This window comes from Thalassoglobus neptunius (genome assembly GCF_007859735.1).
Taxonomy (GTDB): Bacteria; Planctomycetota; Planctomycetia; order Planctomycetales; family Planctomycetaceae; genus Thalassoglobus; species Thalassoglobus neptunius.
Genome location: NZ_SIHI01000049.1, coordinates 1 through 23109 on the forward strand (window position 1 = coordinate 1; position 23109 = coordinate 23109).

A 23109-nucleotide genomic window follows, 5' to 3' on the forward strand; every position below is an offset into this window, starting at 1 on the left:
GAATCATTTCGATCATCTCCCACTGAAGGTCAGTCAGGTCACTTGGGTACGCTTTTCGAATCGCCTCGGACACCGTGCACTCCTTTGCGTTGATGAACCGCAAAGTGTGAACAAAACCAGACTTTCACAAAACCTCAGTTTCCGGATAGCCTCTGAGTGCGGTCAGCTTTCTGTCGAGTTCTTCCTGTTTCTCCCAGCAGAGATGAGCAAGCGTCGGATCTTCAATTCTCTCAATTTCAATCCCGAATAGTTGACGTTTAAGGAGATTCGGATGATATGGAAGCGGACGGTAATTAAGATTCGGTGCACATTCACAACCCGAATTTTGAAACGACTGCTCTGCCTCCGACGTGTTTGTCGGAGTCACCGGAAGAAGAAAATCGAACGATTCCGAGATATCCGAGAGTTGCTGATCAACCAGGCGGGCTGCCTTCACGAGGGTCGACGGCCCGAACTCATGATACGCTGCGGAGTTGATGCTGCCTTCTCCATCGGTTCGACTTCCCGTGAACTGCGCAACGGTTCGCCGAATGGCAATCGTGAGTTGCCTTCGCAAGGCTTGCAACACCATTGGAAATAAAACCTGGCTGCTGGAATCGCGATAGATCGGATTCACAGTCAGCCCGATTGAACAACACCCCGCAGATTGGGGATCGGTGCAGTCGAGGTTAAGCGAACTGAGCCCCGGTGGGCAAACGGGTTTGTTTTGACGTACGACAACTTCCGCCGATTGCCGCTTGATGGAAATTTTCTCAAGTGCGGAGCACATCGTTTGAATCGTCGAAGGGATCGAATCGCAATCGGCGGAAATGATTTCGAATAAGATTCGATCATCAATTGAATGGACATCCGGCGGTTGCTCCCAGACTTCGATCAGCAGGAAAGTTCCGAAGTGCTCGCGCATCGCTGCCATGATTTTCTTACATAACATCACCAGTCCATCATGGTGCTGCGGGTCTCCCGAAGCGAAGAGATAGGACGCTTCGGTCGTAATAAGTTCACGTGCTCCATCACCGCTCTGCTCCGGGGGATGCCGGTAAACACAGAGGAACGGAAGTTGCCGATCGATTCTGATTCGTCCGCCGTCCGGAAGATTTCTCCGAACGCGCTGATTTGCTGCCAATCTCTCGCAGACAACTTCGGCGACTTGCGCATACTGATCCGCGACGTCCGTTCCGAGATGAGGGTCTTCGTGGGATTTCACGTTGGAAGTTTGGTCAATCACATCTCCTCCAATGCTGTTCGCACTCCTGGAAGGGTCGACCTCAATGCCCGATAAATGCTCTCAACTTCACGCGGATCCTCTTCACCAGTCCATTCATCCATGAACATCTTTTTAAACTCGATCGCAATCGAGCAGACCTGTTTGGGAAACTGTGAATGGATCCATTCGCCGAAATATCCTCCCTGAAATTTGACGTTCTCTCGAACATCCAAGTGCCGACCGTGAAAATCGAATGAACGCAGATCTTCAATAAAACGATCAACCACAGGCGCCCAGAACTCTCGATCCATCGTCCCGGTGCCGACGTTAACTTCGGGGTTTGAGAGTGAGTCAGCGGGCGGGGAATACGGCCCTCGTCGACGATGGTTGTAAGTGTGCAGGTCATAAACCACGACCCGACCGAAATCCTGCACCAGTTCGGAGAGAAGTTGGTGTACGTCGCTATAGAACTGATCGTACTCGCGAAGAGACTCTTGAATCATTTGTTCGTCTGGCGGTGTGCTCCAGACATTCATTCCCCATGCTTCGCTCGGAGTTTCATAAACCGCTTTATCACGGGGACGGTTGAGGTCGACTTCGAACCGAGACCGAAGGCCGACGATTTGCGTTTTCGCAATTTGCGACCACTCACCGGTCATCGGATCTTCTTCTCGCAGTTGAACTTGCTCATCGATCGCAAGATGGTCGGCAACGTCCTCACGAGTGTCGTGTCCGTTGTGGACCGCAGCTGCGACAATGGGGCTTGTCCCGCGATGAAATACGCAATGTGTTGAAATCGCCATTTTCTCACCTTGAGACGAAATGAACTTGTCGAACGACCGCTTGAAACACTTCGGCGATGAGAATTGGCAATTTCTGTGCCTACGTGAACAGCTGAAGCTTTCCGCTGTTTCTGGATGGAAGAATGGTCCGCACGCGCTCAAATCGATCAATCTGTCGGTTGTCGAACCAGCTTCTCAGGCGTTTGTCGAGAATTGTGAAGGGTGGGGCCAAAGTTCATTTCATGAGAACCTTGTCGGCGAGATTTCAGAACAGGATACTTTCAATAGTTTTTTCGAGAGCACCTGACATCGGTACCGCAAAACATTCGATCGTGCTCACGTCACCTCCATGAAGGCAGCGGATTGACCAACCAACCAAATCGAAAGATCGTCCTGTTTCCTCCGATCGATGAGAAACGTCTGCACGTTTTGCGAGAGTCGGCCGGAGACGTGCCCGTCGTCAATTGTCTGTCAGACGAAGAAGCCCACTTAGAGATTGCAGATGCAACCGGGTTTTACGGGAAGATCACTCCGTCACTCTTGAGTGCTTCAAAGCGACTCAGCTGGGTCCAGTCTCCGACTGCAAGCCTTGAGCATTACATCTTCCCCGAACTGATTGAGCATCCCTGTCAGCTAAGCAACATGAGGGGAATCTTTGGAGACGTGATCGCTGATCATGTGATGGGTCTGGTTCTGATGGCAGCCCGCAATCTTCATATCTATGTGAGACAGCAGTCAGAGGGAGATTGGTTGCCCGTTGGAGGTCAATCGACTCATTCCACTCTCTTTGATGGCCCGGGACAAGAAAAAGACATTGATCGCGCTCACCTGCATCTCTCCGACTGCACGCTGGGTGTCGTGGGCGTCGGCGGGATTGGATCGGAAATTTGTCGACGAGCCAAAGCGTTCAGACTCAACATTCTTGGCGTTGATCCAGTCTGTCGATTGGTCGAAGAAATCAATCTTCCTGTCTGGCCGACCGAACGTCTCGATGAGCTGCTCGCTGTGAGCGATTTTGTCGTCATCGCTGCTCCGCACACACCCGCGACCGAAGGACTGTTTGGACCGGAACAGTTCCGTCGGATGAAATCCAGTGCCTGGCTGATCAATGTCGGTCGAGGAGTGATCGTTCAGCTCGATGCATTAACGGACGCTCTTCAATCAGGTGAAATCGGAGGAGCAGCTCTGGACGTTTTGGAACAAGAACCACTTCCGAAGAATCACCCATTGTGGAGTTTGCGGAATGTCATCATTACTCCGCACGTTGCAGCTGCATCACCCAAAATTCCGGAACGTCATCTTGAGCAACTCGCTGAGAACGTTCGTCGACACTGTGCAGGCGAACCGCCACTGACACTCGTTGATAAATCATCCTGGTTCTGACCAATGATTCCATGCCAACCGATCGTCTTTCAAATTTCATCCGGAATGCGGTCGTCCACTGGTCCGTGGTCAATCAATGAACTATGATATGTTTGAAGAAACTTGGTAGTTTGGGAATCCAAATACCAGAAATACCCGCCAGCCAATGACTGCCACCCACCTGTTTGACACCACACCACCCCCGATGAGGTTTCCGCGGCACCATTTCATTTCATGCCGTCGCAACCTCACTCGAACAATCTGACCACGCCGGAAACGACAGCGCACCGCCTGTCTACTCCGAATTCAACAATGAGGTTGGAGAATGAAATCCTGTTCTTCGATGACTTTGGCTCTTACCGCAGCTTGCTTCCTCGCAAACACTGTCATTGCCTTCGATGGGACGTCCTCGGAAGTCCCTGTTGAAGAAGTCACACGGCTTGAAGTGGGACCGCAAACGGGTGATGAACTTAGGATCACCGGTCAAGACGCGCGCGTCCAACTCCTGATTACGGGACTCACTCAGGACGGTTCGACCAAAGACCTCACACGTGCTGTCGAATTCACCGTCTCTCCCGAGAACGTTTTGTCAATTGACGAAACCGGGCTGATGACTCCCAAAAGCGATGGAAGCGCGACAGTCACCGCGACGCTGGGAAGTCATTCGACTTCGGCAACGGTGCATGTTTCCGACTTCGCCGGGACAAAGCCAATCAACTTCAAAAACCAGATTGTCCCGATCTTTACCAAACTCGGCTGCAACGGGGGTGGATGTCACGGGAAGGCCAGCGGACAAAACGGATTCAAGCTTTCACTTCTCGGTTTCTATCCGCGAGACGACTACGAGTTCCTCGTGAAAGAAAGTCGCGGACGTCGTGTCTTTCCCCCTGCTCCGGAACGAAGCCTTCTGTTGACCAAACCGATTGGAGAGTCTCCTCACGGTGGTGGAAAACGGATGGAGAAGGACTCGTATGAGTACAGAGTCTTACGGCGCTGGATCGAACAGGGAATGCCGTACGGTGAGGAAACGGATCCCGTCGTTGTCGGAATCGAGTGCTATCCACCGGGACGCGTTCTCAACAACAATGATCAGCAGCAGGTGACGGTCTACGCCACGTATAGCGACGGAACCCAGGAAGATGTCACGCGGATGGCGCTGTTCGAACCGAATGACGCTGAGTTGGCTGAGTCCTCGGAAACAGGGCTTGTCTCAACTCTCGACTTGTCCGGTGAAGTCGCGATCATGGCCCGCTATCAAGGACAAGTGGCAACGTTTCGCGCAACGATTCCTTTGGGTGCGACCGTTTCTGAAACTCCTCCAGTCCGAAATTTCATTGACGAAGCAGTCTTCAACAAGCTGCAAGTTCTTGGAGTTCCTCCCTCACCTTTGGCCGATGACTCGACGTTCCTGAGACGAGTCTATCTGGACATCACCGGCACACTTCCAACAGAAGAGGAAGTTGTCAGCTTTCTTGCGGACAGTTCGCCGAACAAGCGTTCCGACGTCATCGACCGATTGATCGATAGCCCGGAGTATGCCGATTTCTTCGCGAACAAGTGGAACATGATTCTGCGAAACAAGAAGCGACAAAATGAGGATCAGGCGGGTACGTACACCTTCCACCAGTGGATCTGGAATCAACTCTACGACAACACTCCCTACGACGAGATGGTTTCCCGGATCATTACCGCTTCTGGCGATCCGCAGTGGAACCCAGCTGTGACATGGTATCGCGAAGTTTCCGATTCGAGCCAACAGGTCGAGGACGTCGCTCAACTGTTCCTCGGAATTCGCATTCAGTGTGCGAAGTGTCACCATCATCCATTCGAGAAGTGGAGCGAGAACGACTATTACGGCATGGCCGCTTTCTTCAGCCGTGTCGGGAAAAAAGGCCTCGGGGCGGAACGGCTGACGCGTTCTCGTGATCGTCGTGTGTTTCATAACGAAGGGGTCGCTCAGGCACAGAATCCGAGAAGCAAAGAAGTTCTCGAACCGACTCCGCTCGGAGACGCTCCTTTGGAAATTCCCGCTGATCGCGACCCGCGTATTCAGCTCGCCGACTGGATGGCCGAAGTCGATAATCCCTTCTTCGCAAAGTCACTTGTGAATCGATACTGGAAGCACTTCTTCAGTCGCGGAATCGTTGAGCCAGAAGACGACATGCGTGAGACGAATCCCCCATCCAACCCGGAACTACTCGACGCACTCGCTCGACACTTCATCGCCAGCGGATTCGATCTCAAGGAACTTGTCCGAACGATCTGCAATTCGTCTGCCTACCAGCTGACGGCGTTTCCTAACGAATACAATTTGAAGGACAAGCAAAACTTCTCTCGCTATTACCCCAAACGCCTGACAGCAGAATCGCTGTACGATGCGTTCCATCAGGTCACCAATACCAGTGAGACCTTTTCAGGGATGCCGGCCGGAACGCGTTCGATTCAGCTGCCGGACTCATCCGTTGGCCCTTACTTCCTGAAGGTCTTCGGTCAGCCACAAGGCGACACAGCCTGTGAATGTGAACGTTCGCAGGAAGCAAATCTCGCTCAGAGCTTGCACCTGCTCAACAGCAGCGAAGTCCAAAACAAGATCGGCAGCGATTCCGGTCGGGCTGTGCAGCTTGCATCTCAAACCGATCGTCCGCACGAAGATCGAATTCGAGAACTGTATCGATGGGTTTACGCCCGCGAACCGGACGCGTCCGAGAAAGAGATCGCTCTCAACCACATTGACCAACATCCAGACAACGAACGAATCGCTTACGAAGACATCCTCTGGGCACTGATTAACACGAAGGAGTTTCTGTTCAACCATTAACGTTGCAACAGCGACAGAGAGCCGATGACACACTCCGGTCCTGACCGGTTTCACTCACCGTCCGGGTCTATTCGCTCGTGCGAAAACTTGAGTGCCTCATCGAACAATACCCACACGACTCACCCCGCCACCGAACTGCGTTGTTACGTCCCACCGAGACTGCACCATGAGTTTGTTATTCGCCGACCGGCATCTCGTTCAAAGAGTTCCGTTTCGTTTTCTCAGTCTGCTCTTCGTTTTCAGTTCACACCTGCAAATCGCCTCAGCGCAACTTCCTCAAACGCGGTTAAATTCTCTCTCCCCGAGCGGAGGAACGATCGGACAAGAGTTTGAAGTTCGCGTCGCATCCGGAACGGATCTCGAAGAAATTGACACTCTGATTTTTTCGGATCTCCGTATTCAAACGCGTCAGAAAATGACCGGCGAAATGGGACGAGAATCGCCCGTCCCGAACACGTTCATCGTTACGATTCCGGAGGATATTCCCGCAGGGACTGTAGAAGCCAGAGTTGGCGGACTGTGGGGGTTCAGCAATCCAAGGCGATTCGCAATTGACTTCGACCCGACTGTTCTTGAAAAAGAAGGCAACAATGCCCCTGAAGCAGCGGCAACGATCCCGATGAATTGTGTCGTCGATGGACGACTCGACGGTGCGAACGATGTCGATTGGTTTCGTTTTCAAGGCTCTGCCCTGCAGCGAGTGATTTTGTCGTGTGCCACGGCGAGTATCGATTCCCAAACGGAACCGGTTTTGGCTGTTTACGACGCAACCGGACGCCACCGACTGAAATGGAAACAGGCATCTGGCTCAGGAGATTGCACGTTCGCCTTCGACGTCCCCGCAGATGGCGAGTACCTTCTTCGTCTCCACGACATCACGTTCCGCAACGGACCGAACTTTTACTACCGGCTCCACATTCATGATGGACCGCAAATCGAGTTCGCGCTACCCCCGTACCTCACAGCTGGTTCGACAGCTCCGGTTCAAATCTTCGGATACAACCTGAGTGGCAGCCAGTTGACCGATCAGATGGTCGACGGATCGCGTCTGGAGTCCGTAACTGTTGATGTCTCCGCTCCGGAACATGCACTTCAGCTGAGTGTTGAAAATCGAATTGCCCCGCTCGCATCAGGGACCGATGGCTTCACCTATCGATTCACAAGCAACGATCGAGTTTCGAATCCAATCACTTTCGGCCTCACTCCGCTTCCTGCCACTTTGGAAACGGAGCCCAATCAGGAAGGCACCTCAGCTCAACTCGTTAATGCTCCTGTCGTGATTGGCGGTCAATTCAGTGCTCCGGGTGACAGCGATGCTTTTCGGTTCTCCGCCAAAGCTGGCGACGTTTGGTATCTCGAAGCGATCTCCGAACGGTTACAGACTCTGGGAGATCCTCTCCTGATTGTGAATCGCATCACTTCCAATCCCGATGGAACGGAATCGGTTCAACGAATCACAGCACAAGATGACACCGGAACCAACCTTCTCGCCAACACCTTCGAAACCCAGTCAGACGACCCAGTCTTTCGACTCGAAGTTGGTGAAGATGGTCTCTACGAAGCTGTTGTGAGAGATCGTTACTGGGAAACACGCGGTAACCCAAGGCTGCGGTATGCTCTCTCCATCCGGAAGCAGTATCCGGATGTTCGAGTGATTGCCGTTCCAGACGCTCCGACAGCGGGACAGACATGGCCGGTCAGCCTCCGCAAAGGTGACCAATTTCCTGTGTCGCTTCTTCTCTTTCGAAGCGATGGCTTCAACGACCCCGTCGAAGTGTTCGCAACAAATCTTCCCGAAGGGCTTAGCTGTCGGGATGTCACGATCGGCCAGGGTCAAACGTCAGGAACGATTGTTATCGAAGCAAACGAAAATACAGCTTCCGGGTTACATCCGCTGACGCTGTCTTACCGCACCACAATCGATGATCCGAACCTGTGGAAAGTCCTCGAATCGGCTCGCACCGCTCATCAAGAGTCAGCAAAACTCGTTGCAGAATCACAGGCCAAGCTCGACGCATTGAATGCTCAACTGAGTGCAACCAATCAACAACTGACTGAAGCCGAAGCAGCCAATGCAGAACAACCCCAGGCAGAGAGTCCGTCTGAGCAAATCGCCAAACTCCGCTCGGAAGTTGACAGCCTGACTCAACAGCTAAGTGCCGCAACTCAAGAGCTGGAAGCAGCGAAAGCGACTTTGGCATCGAATGCCGAGAGAGTCGCGGAAGCTGAAGCTGCCTTTCATTCTGCTCGAAGAAATATCGAAGCACCCGTGCGTGTCGGAACAATCGTTTGGAGTAGTGCAGCCAACGTTCCTGCAATCAGTCGACTGACCAGTGCTCTGAATGTCTCTGTGATGGACGAACCGGCACCCTTTCAGTTGACGACGGATGTTCATCGCATCACTGTCAATCAAAGCCGACAAGTACTTCTGCCGATCCATCTCGCAAAGCGAATGTCATTCGACGAGAAAGTCACGCTTACACCGCAAGGATTGCCAAAGAGTGCGAATATTGACTTTCCGAATGCGGAGATCCCCAAAGGTGCAGATTCGGCCACAATGCGAATTTTCGTCAAAGAGAACACTCCGCCGGGTCATTATGTCGCCTGGCTGAAATCTCAGGGGCAGGTTTCCTATCGACGAAATCCGCAGAAGGCGGATCGTCTGAAACAGGCTTTCGAACAAGCGACTGCCGCCGCTCAAGCTGCGAAGCAACGCGAATCTGAAGCAGCCGCTGCAAAGGAACAATCGGTCGCGACTCTCGAAGCTGCAAAAAAAACATTGGCGGACTTAACGAGTTCGCAGCAGTCGATCGCTGCCGCACTTCAGGAACAGACTGCGACACACCAGCAGAAGTCTCTCTCAACAAACCAGGCTCAACTGACAGCTGCCGAAGATGAAGTTGCACTTCGAAAAGCTCAAGGAGAACTCTTAAAACTTGAAGCTGAGATTCAGGAACAGACACCCGAATCGAAACAGAAAATCAATGAGTTGAGAGAGAGAGTTGCCGCTGCAGATGCCAAATTCCGAGCGTCTTTAGCAGAATCCCAGAAAGCCACTGAAGAATTAGGTGCAATCACCGAGCAATTGAATCAAACCCGTGCACAATCCAAGACCATTGACAATTCGATTCAGAAAGCAACGGCCGATCTCAAAGCGGCTGAAACTGCACTTCAGGTCGCTGACAAGAACCTGAGTGAAGCAACTGCTGCGGCAGCATCGAGTGAAAAGACTCGAAAGGACGCCGAGAAACGATCCGCCGACGCAGAGAAAGCGTCGAAGGCAGCCAACATCAACTTTACGCCACCGTCGACTCCTATCGTCATCGAAGTCCTGACAGGTCCGGTAAAACTCAGTGCAAAAGCAAACAACGGAGGCAAACTGAAGCCGGGAGAATCGCTCGAGATTCCGGTGACCGTGACTCGAAGAAATGGCTTCGCTGGTCCGTTAACGCTCACGATTTTCCCGACAACTGATCAGTCCCCTCTCGCTTGCGATCCCGTTGAAATTCCCGCTGACCAGACAACAGCGACTCTGACCGTCCGCGCCACGGAATCGGCGAGCGCCGGGAAAGTCAGCAATGTCGTCGTTCGAGCAACAATGGAGTTTTCCGGAACAGCGGAAGTCGACGAACCGGTCGAGATCGAAATCGTGAATTAACACTGTCGCTCCGCCCCAGCTTGCCCCAACCAATTTGAAGTCCTTCCGAACTGAGATACTGACAATGCGTGCGATGCTCATCGTTTGGCTGTTTTTGACTCCTGCATTTTCGATTATTGCAGAAGAGGGAATCACTCCGGTCGAGCCTGACCTGAATCGCGAAGTCGATTTCTATCGCGACATTTATCCGATCCTCGAAAGCAAATGCCTGGCATGTCATAGCTCGGCGGTCGCTGAGAACGATCTCATTCTGGAAAACGCCGAAGCGATCCTGAAGGGAGGACTCAGTGGCGAAGCAGTCATTGCCGGCGACCCTGACGAGAGTTATCTCTATCGCGTGGCTGCCCGTGTTGACGAACCTGTCATGCCGCCGTTGCCGAACAAGGCTCAAGCTAAAGCGCTGACGCCGCAGGAACTGGGACTGCTCCGAAAGTGGATCGAAGAAGGGGCCCGGGCTGGTGAACGGTATGTCGAAACCACTCTCGCGTGGCAACCGATTCCCGAATCTTTCAAAGCGGTTTACAGCCTCGCTCTGGACCCCACTCGTCAGTTCATCTTCGCAGGTCGCGGAAATCGTATCTTCGTTTACGATATCCTCACCGGTCAGCAATTCAGCCGCCTCAGCGATCCAGCACTTCAGTCAATCCAGTCGGTTGATGGTCCGCTCTATGGCCCCGGCGTCGCGCACCGAGACTTCGTTCATTCCTTGGCGATTAACGCCGATGGCAGCCGATTGGCTTCTGGAGGATTTCGCGTTGTGAAAATCTGGGACCGGGAAGCCCCGCAGGAACTCTGGAACCAACGATCCGAGCAAGGAGTTTCTCAAGTCGCTAACGACATCAATGGTTCTCGTGCGGCCTTCCTGCTGACGGATGGAACAATTTCGATCTGGGATCTGGCCAACAACACGTTGATCGGAACAGTCCCTCAACAGGGGGAACGTCTGACATCCATCGCATTCGGGAAGGAGACTCAAACCCTGATCGGGGGCGGGGAATCCGGAACGATCACCTTCATCGACCTCTCGGATCTGACAGTCACACCGGGACTCAAAACGGAGTCCGTAATCCTGAAGGTCGGGTACTCACCCGCGACACAGCAAGTGATCACTGCGCATGCGGATCACACGATTCGAGTCTGGAAACCGGAGACGGCAAGCCAAGCAATTCCCGAAGGCGAACCAATTCCGGAGCCCGTTCACACGCTGAGTGGGCATACTTCTGCAGTTCAACATCTCGAACTCGATTCGGCGGGCAAGACGCTCTTGACCGGAATCGACGAAGGAAAGGTGAGGCTCTGGGATTTGGAAACCGGTCAGCAAATCTTCTTTCGCAGCGTCGACGTTCCACTCACCAATATCGCCCTTTCCCCGAATGGACAACTGATTGCAGCAAGCGGAACCAACGGAGTGACTCGCGCCTGGAATCGCAAGGGTGACAAGCTCGCTGACATCAGCGGGAACCAGGAATTGTCGAGTGCTCTGAAGAGAACAACAGACGATCAAGCAGTTGCCAAAGCTCAGCTTGACCTTGCAGAAAAAGCCTTGGCCGACACTCAGAAAGATCTCGCCGACCGGGAACAGTCACTCAAGAAGGCTCAAGAGGAAAAAGAGAAGGCCGATAAGGACCTCGCTGAAAAGCAAACCGCTCTCGACGCCGCCCAGAAAGCAGCCGACGAAGCCAACACAAAACTCGCTGAGAAACCTGACGACGAAGCCTTGAAGAAACAGGTCGAAGAGACCGGAAAAGCTCTCAAAACCGCACAGGACAATCGCCAAGCCTCGAAGGATGCGGTCGATTCAGCAGCGCGAGCCGTTGAGCTTTCCGAGCAATCTGTGCAATTGGGCAAAGATCAAGTTGCTGGACGTCAACAACAGAAAGAACAAGCTGCTTCCAAGCTTCAACAAGCAGATACTTCACTCTCAGAAGCTCAGGCTGCTGTCACAGCTTTCCAATCTTCGCCACAGTCGATCGTATTCGATCAGGATGGCAACCGCCTTATCTCAAGTGGCCCTAATCAGCCAACTCAAGTCTGGAACGCTTCGACAGGTCAGGGTTTGGGACTCATCCCGATTCCGTCGAATGATCTTGTTTCCTCACAATGGACAGCTTCGGGGTCGTTCTTGACGGTTTCGTCCGACGGATCAGTCCGAAGCTGGGACATCACCCCCAGATGGAAGCTGAGTCGAGTGCTGGGAGTCGATGGCGATTCACCATTGAACGTGTCTCAGTCGGCATTCCAAGATCGTGTGATGGCGCTCGCCTTTCATCCTGATGGAGAAACTCTTGCCACCGGAGGCGGTGAACCGTCTCGAAGCGGAGAACTGCAATTCTGGAACACATCCACCGGTGAGAAGATCCGTACGATTGAAGATGCCCACAGCGACACAGTCACCGATCTCGAGTTCTCTCGCACTGGAGAGAAAATCGTTTCGGGTGCCACCGACAAATTTGTCAAAGTGTTCCGAGTTGAAGACGGATCGCTTGTCCGTTCGTACGAAGGACATACAGACCATGTGTTGGGCGTCGCCTTCAAAGCAGACGAAAGCCGACTTGCAAGTAGTGGGGCTGACTTGGCAATCAAGATCTGGAATGCCGAAACAGGCGAGCAGGTGCGAACAATCTCGAACTATGCAAAACAGGTAACCTCGATTCAGTTTGTAGGCATTACCGACAACCTCATCAGTTGCAGCGGCGACCAGAATGCCAAATTCCACACTGCTGAGAATGGACGCAATTTCCGCACATTTGGCGGTTCTCAAGATTACCTGTATTCCGTGCTCTCCACTGACGACGAATCGTTGGTCATCGCGGCTGGGGAAGATGGAATCGTCCGAGTTTGGAATGGAAAAGATGGAGCGCTGCTGCAATCATTTTCTCCTCCTGCTCCTTCATCGGAAACCGTTCAGAAATAGTTGCCGCGGCCCATTCCATGAGAATTCGTTCCGTCGAAGCTTGCCAGCCGATTTCTAAAAATTCGCCGCCCGACTGGCGAACATCGTTCGGTCAGATTCTCGTCACAGTGACCGCCGAAGATGGCACCGTGGGATATGGAGTTGGGGGCGGAGGCCTCTCGGGAATTCATATCGTCAATGCCCTCTTTCGAGAGCAGTTGATCGGCCGCGACGTTGAACAGATCGAGTCCATTTGGAAGCGATTGCACAAGTCTTTGCTGACGGTCGGACAGTCCGGCATCGGAATGATGGCTCTGAGTGGAGTGGACCTCGCGTTGTGGGACCTGCAGGGGCACCTCAGTCATCAGCCGGTCGCGCGTTTGCTGTCTTCTGACTGCGACTTCGAATCACCAATCCCCACGTATCAGACGGTCTGGGGAGAAGTCCCGGAAGAAGTGAGCCGAGCGTCGTCCGGCGTCAAATTGCATCTCGGAACAAACGGCAAGAGTGATGCCACTCTTCGCGACTGGCTCCCGAAATGGATCGAGGAGACTCGAAAGGCGAGAGAAAAAATCGGGGCGGACCGGGATCTGATGGTCGATGCCTGGATGAGTTGGGATGTCGAGACCGCACTCGCATTCGCTCATGAAGTCTCAGACCTTCAACTCGTATGGCTCGAAGAACCACTCCCGCTGGACGACCACGAGGGCTACGCCCGACTTCGCGATGAATGTCCCGTCACAATCTCCGGGGGAGAACATCTCTATTCTCTGGCAGAGTTCGAAGCTTCACTACAACGCGGCGACTATCAAATTCTTCAACCTGACGTCTGTTGGATGGTGGGACTTACTCCGCTTCTGCAATTGATTGAACTCGCTCAAGACCGTCAAGTCAAAGTCGTCCCGCATCGAGGATCCGAAGTTTGGGCACTTCACGCAATCGCTGCTCTTCCCATCGAACGACTCGCTGAATCAGGACGTCCGTGGATGCAATGGGTGATCCGGCAACCCGAAATCCGGCAGGGAACAATTCAGATCACCGACCTGCCCGGCTTCGGAGTTCGATGCGATCCCGATGCTCCGTGTGTCAGGGAAGTGTTGAGAAGCGATCAATCAGGACGTTTTGGCGAGTGAGCACGCGAACTCAAGACGGACGGTCACTTTGCCGTCGACAGAGACCTTCCCTTGCAGAAAGTAAGCATTCGCCAGCTTTTCGGTGAGCGTCACTTCAATGTCCAAAGTCTGGCCGGGCTGGACCATCTTTCGAAACTGAACGTTGTTGAGACGTGTGACGACAGGCACATCTTTTGTCTCAGAATCCATGAATTGCGCGATCAGCACAGCCCCAGCCTGAAAGGCCGCTTCACACTGAAGCACCCCCGGGAGAACCGGAAAGGCAGGATAGTGGCCCCGAAAAACGTCGAGATCCTGATCGACGAGTTTCTGCGCATGAATTCTGGAGTCGTTCATCTCGACGACTCTGTCGAGCCATAAGAACGGATCACGATGAGGAATCAGCTTCTGGATTTCATCGCGGTCGAGGCTTCGAAAATCTGAGGCGGTCATTGCCGAAATGCTTTCTTGAATCAGAGACTCGTTTCAACCGGGATCGTAGACCGGACGCGATCGAAGAACAACTGGTGACTTTGCTGGTGACTCTATCTGATCGCACGCGAGCAATCTGATGAGGATTCGGATTCCTGACTCATTTCACAGCGGACAAGAGACGCATTCGCTGCAACCATTGCGTCAAAGACACGAATTGCACCACTTGGGAATGACTGATACTATCGCGAGCAATTGACGTTATGGAATTGGTGACCATTGACGTTACGTGCCGATGTGGCGTTGTTACGGCAGATCAACAATTTTATCTTCGTTGAAATGACCAGATAAGACCGACAGCTTGACGTGTTCAGGGTGTCTGCCACAGATCCGCACTGATTTTCTGAGTTCTGGAGAACTGAGAAAGCACCTCGACGGACTAGAAACAGGACCCCGGACGATCGTTACTGAGAATCCGAGCGAGGCTGGGAATGAACTGTACAGCGTACGATTGGCTTGGAGCCCACATCATTGATGATGGTCAAACATCAGGCACCCGGTTCGCGGTCTGGGCGCCGAACGCAAAAGAAGTTTGCGTCGTCAGTGATCGAAACGGATGGAAACACGGCGCATTCTATTTGAACTCGAGCGACTCCGGTGTCTGGAGCGGGTTCGTTCCCGGAATGGAAGCGGGCGAAGCTTACAAGTACAGCATCCGCATGCAGTCGGGTGAGATTATCGAGAAATCCGACCCGTACGCGTTTTATGCGGAAATCCCACCCAAGACAGCTTCCATCATCTACGACCTTGATACCTATCAATGGAGTGATGATTCGTGGATGAATGAACGTCGCCAGAGAAACTGGTTCTCGGCACCGATCAATGTTTATGAAGTTCATCTGGGCTCATGGAAGCGACCGGGCGACGATCGGAAATACTTCAGCTATCGAGAACTTGCGGATCGATTGATTGAATATGCGTCCGACATGGGATTCACTCATCTACAATTGATGCCCATTACAGAATTCCCGTTCGACGGGTCATGGGGCTATCAGTCGACCGGCTACTTCGCCCCCACAAGTCGGTACGGCACGCCGATCGACTTCATGTCGTTCGTGAACCGATGCCATCAAGCTGGTATTGGAGTGTTGATCGACTGGGTTCCCGGCCACTTCCCGACCGACGGACACGGCCTGGGCCAATTTGACGGAACCTCACTCTACGAACATCAGGATTCGAGACTGGGATTCCACCCGGACTGGAACACCTACATCTTCAACTACGGGCGGACGGAAGTTCGCGACTTCCTGCTCTCGAGCGCCCGCTTCTGGTGCGAAAAGTACCACGTCGATGGACTCCGGGTCGATGCCGTCGCTTCGATGCTGTACCTCGACTACTCCCGAGAGGCCGAGGAATGGATTCCGAACAAATACGGCGGCCGTGAAAACCTTGAAGCGATCCAGTTCCTCAAAGACTTCAATACCTCGCTTCACGGTGAATTTCCTGGCATCCTCACGATTGCGGAAGAATCGACCGCCTGGCCGGCAGTGAGTCGTCCCGTGTACGACGGCGGGCTCGGATTCAGCTTGAAGTGGGACATGGGCTGGATGAACGACACACTCAAGTACATGCAGCTGGATCCCATTCACAGACGGCACCACCAGAACCAACTTTCGTTCCGATCCCTGTATGCATTTACCGAGAACTTCATGCTGCCACTTTCGCATGATGAAGTCGTGCATGGGAAACGCTCCTTGATCTCACAGATGCCTGGAGATCAGTGGCAGCAGTTCGCGAATCTGCGGCTTCTCCTTGGATATCAGGGAACGACTCCGGGCAAGCAGTTGCTGTTCATGGGTGGCGAGTTCGGCCAGTGGACTGAGTGGAATCACGATGCCCAACTCGATTGGTCACTCTTGGAATTCGACACGCACGGCGGTGTCAAGCGGTTCGTCCACGACTTGAATCATCTCGTGATCAAGCATCCCGCGCTGCACGAGCTGGACCATCAACCGGAAGGGTTCTCCTGGATTCAGGCGGATGATGCTGCGAATAGCGTTTACGTTTTTGCACGCTATTCGTCCGAAGGCAAAGAAGCTTTGATTATCGTCATGAACATGACCCCTGTGCCACGCGAGGGATATCGCGTCGGAGTCCCACGTTCCGGATTCTACAAGGAACTCCTCAACAGCGATGCCAAACTTTACGGCGGAACGGATGTCGGCAACGGGGGAGGAGTTGAGTCAGAACCAACCCCAATGCACGGAATGGCAGACAGCATTCAGCTCACCCTTCCTCCGCTCGGAATGCTGATCATGCGTGCTGAACCGACTCGAAAAGAAACGTCGACTACCGAAAAGGCATAGCCTCAGTCAGAAGAATTCATCGCCATCGTTCCTCGCCGAATGAGAGTTTCGTTCCGGGGAATGACTTGCGGCTGACCCCTCGGCAGCGATTCACCTGACTCTCGATCTTTGCCTCTCACAGGCAATCATCGCGCTTCGCAAATTGCGACACATCGGACTTGACCTTTTCGGCGGGATCGCATTATTCCATAAACGGCCTGGGAAGAAGTCACCGTTTTCTCAACGGGAGTGAATTGGAGAGAGAAGATGAGAACACGAATCGACATTCTTTTCATCCTGGTTTTGTTGGCGTCAACAATGAATTCAGGTTTCGCCCTCCATGGCCAGGATGTGCTCACTGTTCCTCAACAAACACCGGGAACATCGCCGAACACTCAACCTCCTGCGAATCTTTCAACGCCGGATATTCTCGTTAGAGACCGCCAGAAAAACGCACTCGGAGTCGCGGCTGAGTTCTACGGCCCAGACGGGCTGACTCCGGACGAAGCCATCAACGTCGCTGTTTACGAGAACTGCAATCGCAGCATCGTCAATATTTCCACGCTCGGACTCCGCTCAGATCGATTCTTCATGAGATCGACAGAAGAAGGGAATGGCTCCGGAGCAGTTCTTGACGGGAAGGGTCATATCCTCACAAATTTTCACGTCATCGAACGTGCACAACACGTCAACGTCACCTTATATAACGAGGAAACTTACCCCGCCACACTCGTGGGTGCTGACCCCGTCAACGACATTGCTGTCATCAAAATTGAAGCCCCTTCCGAAGAGTTGTTTCCGGTGTCTTTCGGAGATTCCAGCACCTTGCGCGTCGGCATGCGAGTTTTCGCGCTGGGGAATCCGTTCGGACTCGAACGGACGATGAGTCAGGGAATGATCTCCAGCTTGAACCGAACACTTGAAGTCCAGCGAAACTGGATTATCAAGTCGATCATTCAGATTGATGCTGCCATCAACCCGGGGAATTCGGGCGGACCGCTGATTGACACGCATGGTCGACTTGTCGGCATGAATACCGCAATCGCAAGTCGAGTCGAACAAAGTGCGGGGATTGGATTCGCCATTCCCGTCAATCTGATCCGCCGCGTCGTCCCGGAATTGATTGAGCATGGACGCGTGATTCGCGGAGAGATCGGTATCACTCACGTGACCGTCACCGATCAGGGTTTAAGAGTCTCTCGCCTGACTGAGGGAGGCCCAGCGGAAAAGGCGGGAATTCGGGGTCCGGCAGTTTCTCGAAGAGGTCCCGTCATTCTGGTCGATCGATCCGCTGCTGATGTCATTATCGCAGTCGATCAACAACCTGTTGCGACCGCCGCCGAGTTTCTGGGATTGATTGAAAGCAAGAAACCGGGCGATATCGTGACGCTGACCATTCTCCGCGACAAAGCCATCCACGAAATCGCCGTGACACTTGGCGGAAACGTTCGCAACACCGACGGTTTCGGGATCTGACCCCAAACCGACTCACTCTTAAACCGACTGTCTACACAACGTCGAAATCGACCTCTTCCTGATTCTCAGGGTCGCCGTTGTAGTTGACGGTGATTTCTTCACCCTTCTTGATGTTCTTGATCGCGGAGAAGACTTTCGTCTGACGGCCTTCGTCGTCGTAACGAGCGTTGGGCTTGTAGCTGTGGTTGTACATGGAACCATACCCGAGAGCGATCCCGACTTTCTTCTCCGTCAGGGTGAACGCGTAGTCCGCGAGTTCAGAGTCTGCGATTTCGTCCCAAGTGACAATGAGAACCGGAACGCATTCGATCACCTCGCCTTTTTTGATCGGTTGCTTGGCAAAGACTCCTCGTCCACGCTTCGGTGATTTCTTGATCTCGACCAGCGTGGAATGTTCAAAACGTGTCGCCATAGTGGTGTTCTTCTCCTCGAACGGTTCATCTCGCGACGTATCATCATGAAATGCGCCCCTAAATCAAGGAAGTGGGTGGTCGGCAGTCCGACTCCTCGACAAAATGCCAGAACATCTGTTCTCATTTCCAGACCGCGTCCAAAACTTCCAGATCGATCATTTTCGGGACTTTGTACAATTCAAAGTTTGTTTCCGGACCGCTTTCAACACATGTGAACAGTTCAAACTCCTTTTCAAACCAGTCGAATTTGATATGTCGCCAGGGACAACTCCTACATTTCAGCAGATTGACGCCCTCAAGAAACGGGTGATTGAGATCCGGAACAAGGCTCAATCGCTCTTTGAATCAGGAGCGCAAGGTCTGCAGATCGCAGCTTTTCTCAGTGAGTCCTTCGATGACTTTCTCGTGAATCTTGCGAATGCCAAACTGAATGAGTTTCCCAAAGCTCTCCAACAAACACTGCTTCAAGAAGGAGCCATCGTCGCCATCGGAGGGACGGGACGGGGGGACATGGCCCCCTCTTCCGACATCGATTTGCTTTTCCTGCATGAGCGAGGCACCGATCCCGCGTTCTTTGAATTCGTCGCACAATTCGTCCAGAGTTGTTGGGATGCGAAGATTCAGATCGGCAATTCGACTCGCGACATCACCACCTGCCTCGCATTTGCCCGGCAAGATCCTCAAATCGCGACACCACTTGTCGAGGCTCGTTGGCTCTGGGGAAATGAACGGCTCATCGAAAAGCTTCAGACCCAGTTCAAACAGCGAGTTTTATTCTCGCGACGAAAGAAATTCATCGACGACTGCATCGCCGCTCGGGAAGTCGGCTGGTCCGAGTACGGCCCCCCTGCTCAGGAACTCGAACCGGATATCAAGACTTCCTCAGGTGGCTTACGTGACCTTCACCTCATTCGGTGGATCGGATTCGCACGCTACGGAGTGAAGGACATCGACTCGCTTCGACTCAAAGGTGCGATCACCAAGTCTGATGCGAGGCGATTAAAAGCTGCATGGGAATTCCTGACGCGATTGCGGATCGATCTGCACCTTTCTGCGGGGAAAGAACACGATCGACTCACGAGAGACGAACAGCTGCGAATCGCTGACGAGCGAAATTACGACTCTCAGAACGGACAGCGGCCGGTCGAAATCTTCATGCAGGAGTATTTTCATCACAGCTCCGAACTGGCCGCCATCACCCGTCGGTTCGTTGCACTGGAACGTCCTCGATCAATTGCCGAGCGAACGCGAGATATCGTCGTCGGTCATCGGGCGGAAGGGATGTTTTACGTCAGCTCCGATCGAATCGAAGTTGCCGACCGACACTTAAAATCTGTCTGCGGAAGCCTGGAGTCGATGCTCCATCTCTACAAAGCCGCTGCCCTTTATAATGTTCTTCCTTCGCCGAAAGTGGCCGAAGCGATTAAGAAAAATCTGCCTGAGTCACCCGCCGAACTCTCACCCCGCGCGGCAAAGACGATGGTCGAGATCTTCCAATGTACATCTGCACTGGGCCCCATTCTGCGAAGCATGTTCCAAACTCGGCTGCTCGATGTCGTCATCCCTCAAGTCACGCACATTCGCAATCTCCTTCAGTTCAACCAGTATCATCACTTCACGGTGGATGAACACACATTGCGGGCCATCGAGAACGCAACACGGTTCGAACGCAACGATGGCCCCGCCGGGATTGCTTATCAGGAAATTCGCCACAAGGAAGTTCTGCACCTCGCCGTTCTTCTCCATGACATCGGGAAAGGGATGAACACCGATCACAGCGTGATCGGTGCTGAAATTGCAATCGACGTCGGCAAGCGACTCCACATGCCGGACTATCAAATCGAACAGATGTCACTCCTCGTGCGGCAACATCTGGTGATGGCCGACCTGGCGTTCCGACGTGATATCACCGACCAACAGTTGATCCTCAATTTCAGCCGCGACATCGGATCTCCTGATGTCCTGAGAATGCTTTACACGTTGACCATCGCTGACGTATCAGCCGTGGGCCCCGGAACATGGAATACATGGAAAGAAAACCTCCTGACGGAACTCTACGATCGTTGTCTGGTCATCTTGAGCGGAAAGCGGTACTCCTACCACGAACAGCAACGCATTTCGTCGGTTAAGGAATCCGTGCGAACCATTCTTCAGGACCGCAAAGTCAGCTCGGATGCGGCCGGTCGAATCAGTCAACTTCTGACCGGATTCTCCGCCTATTATCTCACCTGCACGCCCCCTAAACAGATTGCTGATGACCTTCAGGTGATTGTCAGCCTCGATGACGAACGGGTCGAAGTGATCGCCAGTTGGGACGCATCGACTGGATCGATGGAGTATCGTGTCATGACTGCAAACGACACGATGCAGGCAGACTGCTTTCACAAAATGACGGGAGTCCTGACCGCCAAACGACTCGCGATTATCTCGGCCGACATCAACACAACGACGAATGGAGTTGTCGTCGACAGTTTCCGGGTGATCGATTCGGACTTCGACGGAGAACCGCCCCGGAGTCGCGTCGTTGAAGTTGCACAGTTGCTGAGAAAAGTCCTCTGGAAAGAGATCACCGTGGAAGAACTCTTCCGCATGAACCGTCGATTCGGTGCCTCTCCCCCTTCGGAACCTGCGTCCGGATTAACTGATCGCGTTAACATCGATAATGACTCTTCGGACTCCCGAACGATTATCGACGTCTTCGCAACAGACCGCCCCGGTTTATTATACACATTAACTCGGGCGCTTTATCAAATGGACGTTTCTATTAATATGGCGAAGATTTCGACCCACTTCGATCAGATTGTGGATGTCTTTTACGTCCAGGAACAGAATCGGACACGCTTGCGGGGTGAAGAGCGACTTCGTCAGATTCGGGGAGGACTCATGGAAGCACTCCACAACTTCCGGCAGCAAGACTATCGACAATTCGAAAAATCTTCCAAGTGATGGAATGTATTCTCTCTCAATGCGTATCGGACTTCTTTTCGAGTATTCCACGATCAATGGCGGCGAAAACTCAATCCTGGCTGTCGTGGATGAAGCCCGAAGTATGGACGTACAGCCTGTTGCGATCCTCAATCAGCCCGGTCCACTGGAAGACCAGTTTCTGAAACTGAACCTTCCTGTCTGTCGACTTTACGAGTCAGACGATCGTTCATCGAAGCTCACAAACGATGAACTCTCACAGCGGCTTCGCGATGTGATTCGGCTTGAGAAACTCGAACTTGTGCATGCCAACAGCATGATGATGAGCCGGAGACTCGGTCGAATTTCAAACACACTTCCTGTCCCGACGACCGGACATATTCGAGACATCATGAACGTCTCTCAAGCCACGATTCGCGATCTTTCGCTCAACCGATCGCTAATCGCTGTTTCGGAGGCTGTTCGCGAACACTGGATCGCTGCCGGCATCCCCGAACATCAAGTTCAATCAATTTATAATGGAATTCATTTCGATCAGTTTGCACAACGAACTTCTTCGAACAATTTTCGACAGCGGTATAACCTTCCAGAAGATGCGTTTCTTGTCGCTGCGATCGGTCAAATCTGTCTTCGAAAAGGACAGGACGAGGCGGTCGAAGCGTTTTCCCGAATAGGAAGTCGATACCCGAAGATGCATTTCCTGCTCGTCGGCAAGCGTCACTCTCAAAAGAGCGAAACCATCGCTTACGATGAACGTCTCGATCAGATCATCCATGAAGCTGGGCTGAATGACCGATTCCATCGACTTGGGTTCTGTGAAAGAATTCCTGAACTCTTAAATGAAACAGACTTGCTCGTTCATACTGCCCGGCAAGAACCACTCGGCCGCGTATTGCTAGAGGCAGCAGCAAGCGGAGTTGCGATCATCGCGACTCGTGTTGGAGGAACCGAAGAAATTCTGACTCACAATCAGTCAGCCATTCTCGTTGAGCCCAGAGACATTGACCAACTCACTGAGGCGATGAGTCAGCTCTATAACGAACCCCAACGTCGCACGGATCTCCTGTCGGCCGCTCAAAGTTCGATCCAACAGCGATTCAATATCGCCGATCGCGCTTCGGAAACCGTTCAATTTTGGAAGGACATTCTTCGAAACTCGCGAGACTCAAATTGAACAGTGGAAAGTCATTAAAAGTCCTGGCGCTGAACCCTTTCCATGGAGGGAGTCATCGCGCCTTTCTTGATGGATGGAATCAACGAAGCCGGCATCAGTTTACGGTTCTCACACTTCCTCCCTCTCATTGGAAGTGGAGAATGCGTCATGCTGCAGCATCGTTTGCGTTCGAAGTGAACGACCTGGGAAACCAAAGCTGGGACATTGTGTTTGCCACCGACATGTGTAACTTTTCGGAGTTTCAAGGATTAGTTCGTAAAGACGTCGCCGACCTTCCATCAGTGATTTACTTTCACGAGAACCAGTTTTCCTACCCTTCCCGAGGCGATTCCGAGTCCGTTCAACGCGACTTACATTTCGCAATGACGAATTTCATCTCCGTCCTCTCAGAGCCTATCCGGAATCCTCTTCATGCTGTAAGTCGGTATTTGAACGGAGCTTGGTTGGGTGAAGGAGCTAAGCGGCGGAGCATGCGACCAATGGAAGCCACATAGATCATGGGTTCGCTCGATTTG

Annotated in this window: 14 protein-coding genes; 10 read left to right on the forward strand and 4 right to left on the reverse strand. The window is 52.8% G+C overall.

Annotation, left to right across the window (positions count from 1 at the left end):
• Window positions 1-124: 124 nt before the first annotated feature.
• Both KOR42_RS23070 and KOR42_RS23075 read right to left on the reverse strand, forming a co-directional pair.
• Window positions 125-1225, reverse strand: a complete 1101-nt coding sequence (locus tag KOR42_RS23070; RefSeq protein ID WP_146512200.1) for a DUF1704 domain-containing protein — start codon at window positions 1223-1225, stop codon at window positions 125-127.
• The gene (locus KOR42_RS23075) at window positions 1222-2007 is read right to left on the reverse strand and encodes an N-formylglutamate amidohydrolase (protein ID WP_146512201.1); all 786 of its coding nucleotides are present in this window, start codon (window positions 2005-2007) and stop codon (window positions 1222-1224) included. Before KOR42_RS23075 ends, KOR42_RS23070 begins: the two co-directional genes overlap by 4 nt.
• A 342-nt stretch (window positions 2008-2349) precedes the next feature.
• On the opposite strand from KOR42_RS23075, the gene KOR42_RS23080 reads away from it, so the two are divergent.
• The 5 genes from KOR42_RS23080 (at window position 2350) to KOR42_RS23100 (ending at window position 13850) form a co-directional block, all read left to right on the forward strand.
• A complete protein-coding gene (locus KOR42_RS23080; protein ID WP_146512202.1) occupies window positions 2350-3369 on the forward strand; it encodes a D-2-hydroxyacid dehydrogenase in 1020 nt (339 codons plus the stop codon).
• A 304-nt stretch (window positions 3370-3673) separates the two neighbouring features.
• Window positions 3674-6166, forward strand: a complete 2493-nt coding sequence (locus KOR42_RS23085) for a DUF1549 domain-containing protein (protein WP_146512203.1) — start codon at window positions 3674-3676, stop codon at window positions 6164-6166.
• A gap of 166 nt (window positions 6167-6332) precedes the next feature.
• Entirely contained in the window at window positions 6333-9824 is a 3492-nt protein-coding gene (locus KOR42_RS23090; protein WP_146512204.1) for a hypothetical protein, read from the forward strand.
• Window positions 9825-9888: 64 nt separating this feature from the next.
• Complete coding sequence (locus KOR42_RS23095) at window positions 9889-12738, forward strand: c-type cytochrome domain-containing protein (protein WP_146512205.1); 2850 nt, start codon at window positions 9889-9891, stop codon at window positions 12736-12738.
• Window positions 12739-12755: 17 nt separating this feature from the next.
• The gene (locus KOR42_RS23100) at window positions 12756-13850 is read left to right on the forward strand and encodes a mandelate racemase/muconate lactonizing enzyme family protein (protein WP_146512206.1); all 1095 of its coding nucleotides are present in this window, start codon (window positions 12756-12758) and stop codon (window positions 13848-13850) included.
• Here the strand turns inward: KOR42_RS23100 and fabZ are convergent.
• Window positions 13830-14282: a 3-hydroxyacyl-ACP dehydratase FabZ gene (gene fabZ, locus KOR42_RS23105; RefSeq protein WP_146512207.1), complete on the reverse strand. Its 453-nt coding sequence runs from the start codon at window positions 14280-14282 to the stop codon at window positions 13830-13832. The two genes, KOR42_RS23100 and fabZ, sit on opposite strands and share 21 nt — an antisense overlap.
• A gap of 470 nt (window positions 14283-14752) precedes the next feature.
• Here fabZ and glgB point away from each other — a divergent pair, with 470 nt between their 5' ends.
• Both glgB and KOR42_RS23115 read left to right on the forward strand, forming a co-directional pair.
• Window positions 14753-16627, forward strand: a complete 1875-nt coding sequence (gene glgB, locus KOR42_RS23110; protein ID WP_146512208.1) for a 1,4-alpha-glucan branching protein GlgB — start codon at window positions 14753-14755, stop codon at window positions 16625-16627.
• Between the two features lie 246 nt (window positions 16628-16873).
• Entirely contained in the window at window positions 16874-18082 is a 1209-nt protein-coding gene (locus KOR42_RS23115; RefSeq protein WP_231741091.1) for a S1C family serine protease, read from the forward strand.
• A gap of 31 nt (window positions 18083-18113) precedes the next feature.
• On the opposite strand, the gene KOR42_RS23120 is transcribed toward KOR42_RS23115, so the two are convergent.
• Window positions 18114-18494: an SET domain-containing protein gene (locus KOR42_RS23120; protein ID WP_146512209.1), complete on the reverse strand. Its 381-nt coding sequence runs from the start codon at window positions 18492-18494 to the stop codon at window positions 18114-18116.
• Between the two features lie 253 nt (window positions 18495-18747).
• Here KOR42_RS23120 and glnD point away from each other — a divergent pair, with 253 nt between their 5' ends.
• Genes glnD through KOR42_RS27975 form a run of 3 tightly spaced genes read left to right on the forward strand, consistent with a single transcriptional unit; the run spans window position 18748 to window position 23088 of the window.
• Window positions 18748-21441, forward strand: coding sequence for a [protein-PII] uridylyltransferase (gene glnD / locus KOR42_RS23125; RefSeq protein WP_197441496.1), 2694 nt, complete (start codon window positions 18748-18750; stop codon window positions 21439-21441).
• A 4-nt stretch (window positions 21442-21445) separates the two neighbouring features.
• On the forward strand, window positions 21446-22594 hold the full coding sequence (locus KOR42_RS23130) for a glycosyltransferase family 4 protein (RefSeq protein ID WP_197441497.1): 1149 nt from the start codon (window positions 21446-21448) through the stop codon (window positions 22592-22594).
• Window positions 22591-23088, forward strand: a complete 498-nt coding sequence (locus KOR42_RS27975; protein WP_197441498.1) for a tRNA-queuosine alpha-mannosyltransferase domain-containing protein — start codon at window positions 22591-22593, stop codon at window positions 23086-23088. Before KOR42_RS23130 ends, KOR42_RS27975 begins: the two co-directional genes overlap by 4 nt.
• Window positions 23089-23109: the final 21 nt, after the last annotated feature.